Annotated in this window: 14 protein-coding genes; 9 read left to right on the forward strand and 5 right to left on the reverse strand. The window is 58.3% G+C overall.

All coding sequences use genetic code 11. The features are described 5' to 3' along the window. The first annotated feature begins 13 nt into the window (after positions 1-13). From ACR0FB_RS12100 to ACR0FB_RS12130, 7 genes are all read left to right on the forward strand, one after another. Positions 14-829: a cytochrome c oxidase subunit 3 gene (locus tag ACR0FB_RS12100; protein ID WP_152457261.1), complete on the forward strand. Its 816-nt coding sequence runs from the start codon at positions 14-16 to the stop codon at positions 827-829. A gap of 157 nt (positions 830-986) precedes the next feature. Further along, complete coding sequence (locus ACR0FB_RS12105) at positions 987-1664, forward strand: SURF1 family protein (RefSeq protein ID WP_171724426.1); 678 nt, start codon at positions 987-989, stop codon at positions 1662-1664. Then, positions 1661-3049, forward strand: a complete 1389-nt coding sequence (gene thrC, locus ACR0FB_RS12110) for a threonine synthase (protein ID WP_480620797.1) — start codon at positions 1661-1663, stop codon at positions 3047-3049. Before ACR0FB_RS12105 ends, thrC begins: the two co-directional genes overlap by 4 nt. Next, positions 3046-4308, forward strand: coding sequence for a M16 family metallopeptidase (locus ACR0FB_RS12115; protein ID WP_209834968.1), 1263 nt, complete (start codon positions 3046-3048; stop codon positions 4306-4308). Before thrC ends, ACR0FB_RS12115 begins: the two co-directional genes overlap by 4 nt. Next, a complete protein-coding gene (locus ACR0FB_RS12120) occupies positions 4308-4892 on the forward strand; it encodes a GNAT family N-acetyltransferase (RefSeq protein WP_171636888.1) in 585 nt (194 codons plus the stop codon). The genes ACR0FB_RS12115 and ACR0FB_RS12120 overlap by 1 nt, the downstream gene beginning before the upstream one ends. Positions 4893-4994: 102 nt before the next feature. Further along, the gene (locus ACR0FB_RS12125) at positions 4995-5813 is read left to right on the forward strand and encodes an MBL fold metallo-hydrolase (RefSeq protein ID WP_210093517.1); all 819 of its coding nucleotides are present in this window, start codon (positions 4995-4997) and stop codon (positions 5811-5813) included. A gap of 38 nt (positions 5814-5851) precedes the next feature. Continuing rightward, on the forward strand, positions 5852-7267 hold the full coding sequence (locus ACR0FB_RS12130) for an FAD-binding oxidoreductase (RefSeq protein ID WP_480620799.1): 1416 nt from the start codon (positions 5852-5854) through the stop codon (positions 7265-7267). 36 nt (positions 7268-7303) lie between these two features. Here ACR0FB_RS12130 and ACR0FB_RS12135 read toward each other — a convergent pair whose 3' ends face one another. Both ACR0FB_RS12135 and ACR0FB_RS12140 read right to left on the reverse strand, forming a co-directional pair. Next, positions 7304-7786, reverse strand: a complete 483-nt coding sequence (locus ACR0FB_RS12135; protein ID WP_117869700.1) for a fasciclin domain-containing protein — start codon at positions 7784-7786, stop codon at positions 7304-7306. Between the two features lie 170 nt (positions 7787-7956). Further along, on the reverse strand, positions 7957-8496 hold the full coding sequence (locus tag ACR0FB_RS12140) for an adenine phosphoribosyltransferase (RefSeq protein ID WP_171636894.1): 540 nt from the start codon (positions 8494-8496) through the stop codon (positions 7957-7959). A 438-nt stretch (positions 8497-8934) separates the two neighbouring features. Here ACR0FB_RS12140 and ACR0FB_RS12145 point away from each other — a divergent pair, with 438 nt between their 5' ends. Further along, entirely contained in the window at positions 8935-9108 is a 174-nt protein-coding gene (locus ACR0FB_RS12145) for a hypothetical protein (protein WP_171117543.1), read from the forward strand. Positions 9109-9115: 7 nt separating this feature from the next. Here ACR0FB_RS12145 and ACR0FB_RS12150 read toward each other — a convergent pair whose 3' ends face one another. From ACR0FB_RS12150 to ACR0FB_RS12160, 3 genes are all read right to left on the reverse strand, one after another. Continuing rightward, the gene (locus ACR0FB_RS12150; RefSeq protein ID WP_171636898.1) at positions 9116-9745 is read right to left on the reverse strand and encodes a LysE family translocator; all 630 of its coding nucleotides are present in this window, start codon (positions 9743-9745) and stop codon (positions 9116-9118) included. A gap of 286 nt (positions 9746-10031) precedes the next feature. Next, the gene (locus tag ACR0FB_RS12155) at positions 10032-10904 is read right to left on the reverse strand and encodes an S-methyl-5'-thioadenosine phosphorylase (protein WP_171636900.1); all 873 of its coding nucleotides are present in this window, start codon (positions 10902-10904) and stop codon (positions 10032-10034) included. A 66-nt stretch (positions 10905-10970) separates the two neighbouring features. After that, a complete protein-coding gene (locus ACR0FB_RS12160; RefSeq protein WP_480620801.1) occupies positions 10971-11531 on the reverse strand; it encodes an invasion associated locus B family protein in 561 nt (186 codons plus the stop codon). A gap of 166 nt (positions 11532-11697) precedes the next feature. Between ACR0FB_RS12160 and ACR0FB_RS12165 the strand changes: the two genes are divergently transcribed. Then, positions 11698-13332, forward strand: a complete 1635-nt coding sequence (locus ACR0FB_RS12165; protein ID WP_171636902.1) for a SulP family inorganic anion transporter — start codon at positions 11698-11700, stop codon at positions 13330-13332. Positions 13333-13342: the final 10 nt, after the last annotated feature.

Consider the following 13342-nt stretch of genomic DNA (forward strand, 5'->3'; position numbering starts at 1 on the left):
GTGAGGGACGCTGATGGCACACGCTAAAAACCATGATTATCACATTCTGGCCCCGTCGATCTGGCCTCTGATCGGAGCTGTCGGCGGCTTTGTGATGTTGTTCGGAGCCGTCCTTTGGATGCACGGATTGACCCCGTGGATGTTCTGGGCCGGTCTGGTCGCAGTTCTTTACACCATGTTCGCTTGGTGGTCCGAAGTTGTTGTCGAAAGCCGCCAGGGGGATCACACCCCTGTGGTTCGCATCGGTCTGCGGTACGGTTTCATCCTGTTCGTCATGTCCGAGGTGATGTTCTTCTTTGCCTGGTTCTGGTCGTTCTTCAAACATCGCATGTACCCGATGTACGACTATGCCGGCACCGAATACATCCAGCCGGACATCCACGCGGTTGACCCGTTCCACCTGCCGCTGATCAACACTCTGGTTCTGCTGCTGTCGGGCTGTGCTATCACCTGGGCCCACCACGCGCTGGTGCATGACAACGACCGCAAAGCGCTGATCAACGGTCTGGCCATCGGTATCGTTCTGGGCATTGCCTTTACCGGTTTGCAGGCGTTCGAATACTATGAGCTGCTGGCCCATGAAGGTTGGAAATTTGGCGATGATCAGTTCTATTCGAACTTCTTCATGGCGACCGGTTTCCATGGTTTCCACGTCATCATCGGCACCATCTTCCTGTCGGTCTGCCTGATCCGGGCCCTCAAAGGCGACTTCACACCTGAAAAGCATGTCGGGTTCGAAGCGGCGGCCTGGTACTGGCATTTCGTTGACGTTGTCTGGCTGTTCCTGTTTTTTGCAGTCTACATCTGGGGACAGGCCCCGCTGATGTAAGCCCGATCAGCTGATCAAATTGCAAAAGCCGCCCTTGAGGGGCGGCTTTTTCTCTGTTCCGGGCGCAAGATTGCGCCCCATACAATTGCGTGGTTGCAATTTGGCCCACACGCCCCTTAACAAGACGCCGGTTCCTGAAACGAGGTTCGACCCTGCCATGCGCCGCATTCTGTTCCTGCTGATCTTCGGCCTCGCCGGTTTGGGCGTTCTGCTGTCGCTGGGGATCTGGCAGATGCAGCGTCTGGCCTGGAAACAGGAGCTGTTGGCAGAGATTGAAAGTCGCATTTCAGCCGACCCTATCGCCTTGCCCCGGCAGGTTTCAGAGGACACCGACAAATACCTTCCGATAACGGTTTCGGGTGAGATGGAACCAGGCGAAATCCATGTTCTTGTTTCGGTCAAACAGGTCGGGGCAGGGTATCGCATCATCCAATCGTTCAACACCGAGGACCGCACAATTCTGGTCGATCGGGGGTTTGTGCCGACAACTGCAAAACAGGCGTCGCGTCTGACCGGTCCGATGGAGATCACCGGCAACCTGCACTGGCCGGATGAGGTCGACAGCTATACGCCCGAGCCCGATATTGACGACAACATCTGGTTTGCCCGGGACGTGCCCAATCTGGCCGCCGCGCTGGGGGCCGAACCGGTGTTGCTGATTGCGCGGTCTCAGACCGACCCGAACGTGACGCCTTTGCCGGTGGATACGGCCGGGATTCCAAACGATCACCTGCAATATGCAATCACCTGGTTTGGCTTGGCTCTGGTTTGGGCTGTGATGACCGGTTATTTCCTGTGGCGCAATCGCGCCCCTTCTGAGAGTGAAGAGCAATGAAATACATCTCGACCCGTGGCCAAGCGCCAGAACTGACCTTTGAAGAGGCGATGCTGACCGGATTGGCCCGCGATGGGGGGCTTTATCTGCCCGCCGAGATCTCTGTGATGAGCCATGACGAGATCGCGGCGCTTGCTGGTCTGCCCTATGAAGACATCGCGTTCCGTGTGATGTGGCCCTATGTCAGCGGCTCCTTTGCCGAGGATGAGTTCAAGCAGATCATCGCGCGTGCCTACGAGGGTTTTGGTCATGACGCCCGCGCGCCGCTGAAGCAGCTGAACGAGAATCACTTCTTGCTGGAGCTCTTCCACGGCCCCACGCTGGCCTTCAAAGACTTTGCCATGCAGTTGATCGGCCAGCTGTTCCAGGTGGCCCTGAAACGGCGCAATGACCGCGTGACCATCGTGGGTGCGACCAGCGGCGACACCGGTTCTGCCGCGATTGAGGCGTTCCGGGGGCTGGATGCCGTAGATGTGTTCATCCTGTTCCCGCATGGCCGCGTGTCCGAGGTGCAGCGTCGCCAGATGACGACGCCTGCGGACAGCAACGTTCATGCTCTGGCCGTGGACGGCGATTTCGATGATTGTCAGGCCGCGCTGAAAGATATGTTCAACGATTTCGACTTCCGCGACGGGGTCAAGCTGGCAGGTGTGAACTCGATCAACTTCGCCCGGGTGCTGGCGCAGATCGTTTATTACTTCTCGGCCGCCGTCAGCCTCGGCGCGCCGCACCGCAAGGTCAGTTTCACCGTGCCGACCGGCAATTTCGGCGACATCTTCGCAGGCTATCTGGCCAAGCGCATGGGCTTGCCCATCGACCGTCTGGTCGTTGCAACCAACCAGAATGACATCCTGCACCGCTGTCTGTCGGGTGAGGGGTATTTCAAGGGCGACACCATCCCCTCGATCAGCCCGTCGATGGACATTCAGGTCAGCTCGAACTTTGAGCGGGCGTTGTATTACGCCTATGGCGAGGACGGCGGTGCCGTGGCGCAGCTGATGGACGAGCTCAAAAATGGCGGCTTCAACGTCAGCCAGGGCGCGATGGAAGCGCTGCGCGAGAGTTTCGACTCGGGCCGAGTGTCCGAAGACGAAACGCTGGCGACGATCAGGCATACGCTTGCCCACAGCGCGGAACTGGTCTGCCCGCACACTGCGGTCGGGATCAAGGTCGGCGAAGACCACCGTGCCACCGATACCCCGATGATCACCTTGGCCACTGCGCATCCCGCCAAGTTCCCCGCCGCAGTCGAGAAGGCGAGCGACGTGCATCCACCTCTTCCATCCCGCATGTCTGATCTGTATGAACGTCCGGAACGGGTGACCCGCATCGCCAATGATCTGGGTGCCCTTGAGGATCATATAAAAAGGCACATCGCTGAGTGACTGTCAGACAAGACCAACTGAAGAACGGGTTTCGTATCGTCAGTGAACATATGCCGGGGCTGCAATCTGCGGCCATCGGCATCTGGGTAACCGCCGGTGGGCGGCATGAGCGGATCGAACAGAACGGAATCGCGCATTTCCTTGAACATATGGCGTTCAAGGGAACAGAGCGCCGTTCGGCGCTGCAAATCGCCGAGGCGATTGAGGATGTGGGCGGGTATATCAACGCCTATACCTCGCGCGAGGTAACGGCCTATTACGCGCGCGTTCTGAAGGACGACGTGGCGCTGGCGATGGACGTGATCGGCGACATCGTTCTGAACCCGGTTTTCGACCCGCGCGAAATCGAGGTTGAGCGCGGCGTGATCCTTCAGGAGATCGGCCAGGCCTATGACACGCCCGACGATGTGATCTTTGACTGGTTGCAGGAGCAGAGCTATCACGACCAGCCTTTGGGCCGAACCATTCTGGGACCATCCGAACGGGTCAGTGCGTTTTCACGAGAAGACCTCTCTGGCTTCGTAGCAGAGCATTATGGCCCCGATCAGATGATCCTGTCCGCTGCCGGTGCCGTGGATCACGATCAGCTGATAAAAATGGCCGAAGAGATGTTCGGTCATCTGCAACCACGCACCGGGCTGATCGCTGACCCTGCGCGCTTTACCGGTGGTGAAGCACGGCAGGAGAAAAAGCTGGAGCAGGCCCATTTTGCACTTGCGCTGGAAAGCCCGGGCTATCGCGACGATGCGATCTATACGGCGCAGATATATTCGACGGCTCTGGGTGGCGGCATGTCCTCACGGCTGTTCCAGGAGGTGCGTGAAACACGCGGGCTCTGCTATACGATCTTTGCCCAGACTGGTGCCTATGCGGATACCGGTACGACGACGATCTACGCCGGTACCTCGGCAGATCAGGTGGCAGAGCTTGCCACCATCACCATCGACGAGATGAAGCGCGCAGCAGAGGACATGACCACGGAAGAGGTTGCCCGTGCCCGTGCGCAGATGAAAGCCGGGATGTTGATGGGGCTGGAAAGCCCGTCAAACCGGGCCGAACGGCTGGCGCGGCTGGTTCAGATCTGGGGGCGGGTCCCGTCTCTGGAAGATACGGTGGCCAAGATCGATGCGGTCAGCACCGAAAATGTGCGCGTATTTGCCGAGCAGATGGCCGTCAACGCACCTGCCGCTTTGGCGCTGTACGGGCCGGTTTCGGGGGCGCCGACATTGGCCGAACTACAGGAGAGGCGGGCGGCGTGATGCTGTTGGGCAGACGCAAGCTGAAACTCGAGACTGCGCGGCTCAGCCTGCGCCCGCCTGTACATTCCGACTTCAACGATTGGGCCGCGTTGCGGCGAGCCTCGAAAGGTTACCTGACGCCTTGGGAACCGATCTGGGCCAAGGACCACCTGAGCCGCAAATCCTTTACCAACCGTGTGTATTGGGCACAACGTTCGGTAGCGGCCGGGACGGCAATTCCGCTTTTTCTGTTTCGCCGTGAAGATGACGTGTTGGTTGGGGCCATCACGCTGGACAACATTCGGCGCGGTCCCGCACAGGCGGGCACATTGGGGTACTGGACCGGTCAGGCCTTTGCCCGACAAGGGTATATGCGTGAAGCCATCGGCGCGATGGTTCACCATGCCTTTACCCGTTTGGACCTGAGCCGGATTGAAGCCGCCTGCCTGCCGGAAAACCGGGCGTCGCGCGGGTTGCTGGAAAGCTCGGCCTTCAAATACGAGGGCGTGGCGCAGTCGTATTTGCAAATCAACGGGCGGTGGCGGACGCATGTTCTGTATGCCAGCCTGCGGTCTGACCGGCGTGGAAAAACCGACGCGGGATAGGGGGCGCTGCCCCCGTCGCGGCAAGCCGCGCCTCCCCCGGGATATTTGGGGCCAGATGAACAAGGGGCATGACTTGTTGTCTTTCTGCGCTACACTCGGGGTATGCGCTGGTTGATTGCGGCATTAATGGTGATTTCGGGCGGGGCCGCTGCGCAGGAGCGACGGCCAAGTCATTGTGTCGCCATTGCCGATGCGGCGCCCGGAATCGAGTATCTGCACAGGGCGGCCTGGCAGGATCCGGTGCCGGAATTCTCGGTGCGGATTAGCTATATCGCGCATGCCTCTTTCATGATCCAGACCCGCGGCGGGCTGAATGCGGTGACGGATTTTACCGGATTTATCGGCAGCGCAAACCTGATCCCCGACGTGGTGACGATGAACCATGCCCACGGCACGCATTGGACGGCGCATCCCGACCCGGCCATTCCGCATGTTCTCCCGGGGTGGGGAGAGTTCGGGAAAGGTATCGAGCATCATCTGGATCTGGGTGAGATGCTGGTGCGCAATGTCTCGACCGATATCCGGTCTGTATATGGTGGGGTCGAAGAACGCGGCAATTCGATTTTTGTGTTCGAGGTTGAGGGGTTGTGCATAGGTCATCTGGGGCATTTGCATCATGTCCCTTCGGATGAACAGTTTGCCGCGCTCGGGCGGCTGGATGTGGTCATGGCCGCCGTGGATGGCGGGACCACGATGCCTTTGCCCGATATGATTGCGGTTCTGAAACGGCTGAAAAGTTCTGTCATCATTCCGATGCACTGGTTCTCGCAGTTTTCGCTGGATCGCTTCCTGGTGGATATCAGGGATACATTTCCGGTTGAGCGCGGCGGGGTGTCGGAGATCACCGTGTCGTTGCGGAACCTTCCGGACCGCCCCACGGTTGTGGTGCTTGAGCCGCGCTATCTGATTGATCTTGAATAAGGCTTGCGGCAACCGCATCGCTTGGGCATTGGAGGCGTATGAGTTTGAACCCCGCTGATGACCGTTTTGCCGCGCTGCTCCGTTCGAAACTGGGCGACGGTGTCCTGCGCCCCGTAGAGGAACGGTATTTGGAAGAACCGCGCGGGCGTTTTTCGGGACGGGTCGGTCTGCTGGCCTTGCCGCGAAACACCGATGAGGTGGCGCAGCTGGTAAAATTGGCTGCACAGGCACAGGTTCCGATTGTTCCATATGGCGGCGGCACTGGCCTGGTCGGCGGGCAGGTGATGTCGGCGGGGCCTGCGCCGTTGGTGATCTCGTTGGAACGGATGACCGTCATCCGGTCTGTCTTTCCAACCGAGAACGTTCTGGTCGCCGAAGCCGGGGCTATTCTTCAAGATGTTCAGGCCGCAGCCGAGGCGGTAAACCGGTTGTTTCCTTTGTCATTGGCGGCGCAGGGATCCTGCCGGATCGGGGGCAACCTGTCGACCAACGCAGGGGGCGTCAACGTTTTGCGGTATGGCAACGCGCGCGACCTGTGCCTGGGGCTTGAGGCGGTGCTGCCCAGTGGTGAGATCTGGCATGGCCTCAGCCGGCTGCGAAAGGACAACACCGGCTATGACTTGCGCAACCTGCTGATTGGGGCCGAGGGGACGCTGGGGATCATCACTGCCGCATCGCTGAAGCTGTTCCCGCGACCCACCGGTGTCGGGACCGCGGTGTTTCAGGTGGCTTCTCCCGAAGCGGCGATCGACCTGCTGGCTTTGGCGCGGGACAAGGTGGGTGAGGCCGTCAGCACGTTTGAACTGATCCACCGGCAAGGGCTTGATTTCCTGACCGAGGTTCTGCCGGATGTCCGTCAGCCGTTCGCCTCGCCCCCGGAGTGGAGCGTCTTGATCGAGCTGGGTCTGGCTGATGGGCAATCACCATTTGCCGCGTTGGAGGAACTCTTTGTTCGCGCTGAAGAACTCGGTCAGGTTCAGGACGGAGTAATCGCCCAAAGTGAAGCGCAGAGAGCCGATTTGTGGGCGGTGCGCGAACGCATTCCCGAAGCCAATCGTCTGATCGGGTCAGTGTCGAGCCATGATATCTCGATCCCGATTTCCAGAATTCCCGATTTCATTTGCGAAGGCAGAGAATTGATTGCACGCCTGGGGTCCTTCCGGATCAATTGCTTTGGTCATCTTGGTGACGGCAACCTGCATTACAACGTGTTCCCGCCCAAAGGGCGATACCGATCGGAATTTGATGATCAAAGAGGCGCGATCAAGCAGGCCGTCCATGATCTGGTCTATTCCTTCGACGGTTCGGTCAGTGCCGAACATGGGGTCGGGCGCCTAAAGACCAGCGATTTGGAACGCTACTGCGATCCAGCCAAGCTGGGCGCGATGCGGGCCATCAAGCGGGCATTGGACCCGCAGGGCATCATGAATCCCGGCGCGGTTCTGAAAGGGTGAACACGGCCCGAACGTCGGACCGTGCCCGGTTGATTCCTACGATGCAGGCAGGATCACCTTGTCGATCACATGGATCACGCCGTTCTTGGTTTCGATGTCGGCCTGAACCACGTTGGCGTCATTCACCATCACACCCGAATCCAGATCGATCGTGATATCGCCGCCTTGTACGGTTGCAGCCGTCATGTCATCGCTCAGATCACCTGACATCACTTTGCCCGGCACGACATGGTAGGTCAGAATGGCAACCAGCTGATCCTTGTTTTCGGGCTTCAGCAAGTTTTCGACGGTGCCTTCTGGCAAAGCCGCGAACGCGTCATCGGTGGGGGCAAACACGGTGAACGGGCCTTCGCCTTTAAGTGTGTCCACCAGTTCGGCGGCCTGAACTGCCGCGACAAGTGTTTCAAAGCTGCCAGCGGCGACGGCTGTGTCGACAATGTCCTTGCCGTGACCATCGGCGAATGCAGCAGTGCTGAAGAGGATCGAGGCGACACCGGCGGCGGCGAATTTGCGGAACATGAGCTAAACTCCCTGGGTTGAAATGCTTCAAGCAGCATCACCTAGGGTACGGGGCAACCTGACCACAAGATTACTTATATTGATCCGTTTTGCGCCTTGATCGGCGCGAAAACCGGGCTAAGCCTTTCCGGTTTTTAGTTTCCAGTCACGTTTTTGTGAAAAACTCCTGATCAGAGTCCTTCGAATTCGCACAGGACATGCACGTCCATGCCCATCTCTTCCAACACTTTACTGCCGCCAAGCTCGGGCAGGTCAATGATGAAGGCGCACGAGACGATTTCGCCCCCAAGCCGCTCGATCAGCTTGATGCCCGCCGCTGCAGTTCCGCCCGTGGCGAGCAGATCGTCAACCACCAGAATTTTTTCGCCGGGTTGGATGGCATCGTCATGGATCTCGACGATCGCCTCTCCGTATTCCAACTTGTAGTCCTGGCTGATTGTCGTGCCGGGCAGTTTGCCTTTCTTGCGGATCGGGACAAAACCGACGCTCAACTGATGTGCAATCGCACCGCCCAGAATGAACCCGCGTGCTTCAAGCCCGACCACTTTGTCAATCTGCTCACCGGCATAGGGGTGCAGCATCTGGTCAATCGCCATCCGAAACCCACGGGGGTCGGCAAACAGAGTTGTCACATCCCGAAACATGATCCCTTCATGCGGGAAATCGACGATGGTTCGGATATAATCTTTGACAGATTTATTTCTGGACATGGACCAACCTTTTAGCGTCAAACACAGGTATTGTGTTTGGCCCAACGGGGTTGGCCATGCAAGGAACAATTCCACGGCTGGATCAGCACGGGAGTGAGGTTGCAGCGTTGAGCAGGCCAAAAACCGACGCAACTTGTGCGCCGGCCAAGATAAGTCTCCGACCCATTTTCTTGCTTGCTGCCACCTGTTCCAAACAGTTCCACGCTCGAATTTCCGGTAGCGCAATGAGCAATCTGTTTGGTTTGCAATTCGACATGTCCGTGTCTCAGGCGCGGTCGGCTTCAATTGCGAGGAGCTGGCTCAAGAACGGTCCGAAGGTGGCAAGGTTCATTGTCAATGTCCTGTCCTTGCCGTTAAGTGCCCGATAACGACAAAAACTATGCTATGGATATGCACAGCATCGCCAGATAGAGCTTAACTTCGTTGGGAAAAATACACGTGGCCAGGAATGAAGGCAAAGGATCGACCAAGAAAAACAGTCAGTTGGTCTTACGCCTCGACAGGGATGAACGTGACTCGTTTGTCGAGCTTTGCAAAGAGCTGGACACGTCGGCTGCGCGCGAAATCCGCAGATTTATCCGTGGATTCATGAAAGAGCACGCCGAAGACTGATGCGGTGTCAGGCCGGTCGGCGTAGGACCGCCGTGGCCATACCCATGCCGATCAAGGTCAACCCGCCAAACCGTGTCATCGCAGTGATTACGCTGGCGCGGCCGATCAAACGCCGCAACCTGTCTGCCAACAGGGCGTAGGCCAACGCGTTCAACCAGGCCAGCCCGACGAATGTGGCAATCAGGATGACGAACTGAGGTCCAAGCGGTTCAGCGGGGCGTATGAACTGCGGCACAAAGGCAATGAAGAAGGCAATGGATTTCGGGTTCAGGGCTGTGACGGCGGCTGCGTGGCCAAATACGCTGCGCGCTGTGACATCCCGCCCGGTGTCGACCATGTTCAATCCACCGGCTGGCGCACTGCGCAACAGCTTGATCCCAAGCCAGACCAGATAGGCCGCGCCCACCCATTTGAGAACGGAAAACAACGTGGCCGAAGCCAGAACAAGCGCGCCAAGCCCCAGCAAAGATGCGGTCATGGCCAAAAGATCGCCCACCGCCACCCCCGTGGCCGATGCGACGGCGACACTGCGCCCCTTGGACAGGGCATAGCTGAGAACCAGCAACACCGTCGGGCCGGGGAGCAGCAGCAAAGCAGTAGATGCAGCCACAAAGGCCAGCCAGACTTCAAAAGGCATGATGCGGTTCCTTTACTCAACTCAATTCATACAGATTTTCTGTCATACTACGAATTGGATTCAAGTCGACAATGTCGGATTCAATTTCCCTGTTCGAGGCGCTAAAACAGGCCAAATACGCAAAACGCATTACGCTCGAAACCCAAGAAGTCGCAGGAAACACTTAAAGAAAAATGCCAGGGAACGTTCCGTTCTGACAAACCGGCAGGACAACAAACCTTACCAGTACCCTGTGCCAGGCCGGGTTTCGGCGCGATTTCCGGCCATCAGTAGCAAAACCGGGCGTTTACATCACACGCCCGGCCACCGCATCCAACTTGGCCATAAGCGCCGGGTCGCGCTTTTCCGGTGCGGTCAGGATCGCGTATTCCAGCGCCCGGTCGCAACCGTGCGGGCAGGGTGTTCGTTCGGCCCCCAGAAGGGACGGCAGGCCCTTGACCAGTGCGCGGCCTTTTTCGGCATTGCCGGTCAGGGTGGCGATGATCGTGGTCACGTCCACCTCGCCATGGTCCGGGTGCCAGCTGTCATAATCGGTGACCATCGCGATCGACGCGTAACACAGCTCGGCCTCGCGGGCGAGTTTCGCCTCGGGCATGTTGGTCATGCCGATCACGTCACAGCCCCATTGCTCGCGATACATCCTGGATTCCGCAAGGCTTGAAAACTGGGGGCCCTCCATCGCCAGATAGGTGCCGCCCCGGTGGATTGTGATGCCGGCGGCCTTACCTGCCGTCTCGCATGCGTCCGACAGGCGTGGGCAGGTGGGATGAGCAACGCTGACATGGGCAACGCAGCCCGTTTCGAAAAAGCTTTTGTCCCGTGCAAAAGTGCGATCGATGAACTGATCGACAATCACGAAGTCACCCGGTGCCATATGTTCGCGGAACGATCCGCAGGCCGACACCGAGATCACGTCCGTCACGCCCAACCGTTTCAGCGCATCGATATTGGCGCGATAAGGTACATCGGTGGGTGAATGCACATGACCGCGCCCATGACGTGGCAGAAAGGCCATTTCGATACCGTCAAGCGACCCTGTCAGGATCTGGTCTGACGGCGTACCCCAAGGGGTCTCAACCTCTACCCATTCCGGGTTTTCCAGCCCATCGATGTCATAGATGCCCGATCCGCCGATGACGGCTATTCTGGTTTGGGTCACTGTCCTGCTCCGCCTGAATAACTGATGTTGAATTTGTGCGGGTTCAGCCCGGATTTGACAAGAGGCCTATTCCCGCATCGTCAACAGGTTGCGCTGCTGTGATTGCACAGTGAAATCATCCCAGGCCGCGCCAAATATGCCCAGAGACCAGGTCAGATCCTGTGATTGTCCGTGCCGGTCTCGAAACACAAAGCGGAACGCATCGCCGGTCAGCATGGCGTCCAAAAGCGCCTCGGCACGTTGGTCTTCGAAGGTACAGCCAAGCCCGGTCAGGCATCCGGGGCGCCGCGTGCGCCATATGGCTTCTTCGCTGTTGTCGATGCGAAATCCGGATGGGTTGAAGAAAGTGCCCGGCTCGATCCCGAATTCAACTTTGAAACCTTCAGGTTCGGGCGTAATGAAAACGAACTGTGCCGCAAATTTTGGCCGAAAGGAAAACACCTCGGCCCGTCGGATGTAACACCGCTGCCGCAGGGTGTTGTCTTCTTCGCGCTCGTCACAGATCGAATTCCAGATGCCGAAAATCTCGTGATGCGTTACCCGCCAGTTGCCGGCCGTGTCATTGCCATCCAAATCCTGTGCAAGGACGGGAAGGGCCGGGAACAGTAAGAAGAGGATCCAACGCATGGCCTCACATGTTGTGGCTTCATCATGGTTCTGCAAATCAACTTGCCGCGAGCGTCACGTATGCGTCACACGCATGGCTGCATCCCGTTTTGTGCAGTAGCTCAATGCCGGCGCGCCAGCTACAACGACGCCTTCGCGCGAACATATAATCCTATAGGACTGTCTGATGCCCCGAGCCTTGCTGGCAAGCTTTGCCAATCGCCTTGCCATTCCCGATCTGCGCTGGGTTCCAGATGAAGGGCTGACCGTCTCACGCCTGCGGATCGAGCTGCTGTCCGGCCTGACTGTTGCCCTTGCACTGGTGCCCGAGGCGGTGGCCTTTGCCTTTGTGGCGGGTGTGCACCCGCTGGTCGGTCTTTATGCGGCGTTTTTGGTCGGTTTGATCACCGCACTGATCGGTGGACGGCCGGGCATGATCTCGGGCGCGACCGGCGCGCTTGCGGTTGTCATGGTGGCACTGGTGGCCGAGCATGGGGTTGAATACCTGTTCGCGACCGTTGTTCTTATGGGACTCCTTCAGGTCATCGCCGGGGCGATGCATTGGGGGCGCTTCATCCGTTTGGTGCCGCATCCTGTCATGCTGGGCTTTGTGAACGGTCTGGCCATCGTGATCTTTCTTGCCCAGATGGGGCAGTTCAAAGTGCCCGGAACCATGGAAAATACCGGTCATGGCATGGGCGGCGGCGAATGGTTGTCCGGGATGCAGCTTTACACCATGTTGGGTCTTGTCGGGCTGACAATGGCAGTGATCTGGGTCATGCCCCGGATTACACGCATCATTCCTGCGCCGCTGGCCGGTATTCTGGTTGTCGCGGCAATCGTGATCGGTTTTGGCCTTGATGTGCCGCGCGTCGGCGATCTGGCATCGATCGAAGGCGGCCTGCCTTCCTTCCATATTCCAATGGTTCCTCTGAACTGGGAAACCTTTGAGATCATCCTGCCATATGCAGTCATTCTGGCCGCCATCGGCCTGATCGAATCCTTGCTGACCCTGAACCTTGTGGGTGAGATCACAGGCAAGCGTGGTGGGGCGTCTCAGGAATGCATCGCGCAGGGCGCATCGAATATCGTGACCGGATTTTTCGGCGGCATGGGCGGTTGCGCGATGATCGGGCAGTCGATGATCAACGTGAAATCCGGCGGGCGTACTCGTATTGCCGGAATTGCAGCAGCGCTTTTCCTGCTGGTCTTCATCCTGTTCGCATCACCCCTGATCGAACAAATCCCGCTGGCCGCGCTGGTTGGCGTGATGTTCATGGTTGTGATCGGCACCTTTGCGTGGAACTCGTTCAAAATTCTGCGCAAAGTACCAATGACCGATGCGTTCGTCATCGTTCTGGTCACTGTCGTAACGGTGATGGAGGACTTGGCCGTTGCCGTTGTGGTCGGCGTCATCGTCTCGGCGCTGGCCTATGCCTGGAACAATGCCAAGCGCATTCATGCGGTCACGCGTGACTCCGAGACCGAGAAAGGCGCGAAAGTCTATGAAATTCAGGGGCCGTTGTTCTTTGGGTCCTCTGACGGCTTTATCGAACTGTTCGACGTCCCGAACGATCCCGAAACCGTCATCATCGATTTCGCCGAAAGCCGCGTGGTGGATCAGTCCGCGCTGCAAGCCATCGAGAATATCGCAGGAAAATACGAGGCAGCAGGCAAACGAGTCATGCTTCGCCACCTGAGCCGGGATTGTCACAAACTGCTGAACAAAGCCGGACACCTCATGGTCGACAGTGATGATGACCCGGACTACGAACTGGCGGTAGATTACTCTGTCCGCACCGGTATTCTGGGCGGGCACTGACTTCGAAAGG

Source organism: Ruegeria sp. P10, assembly GCF_056534925.1.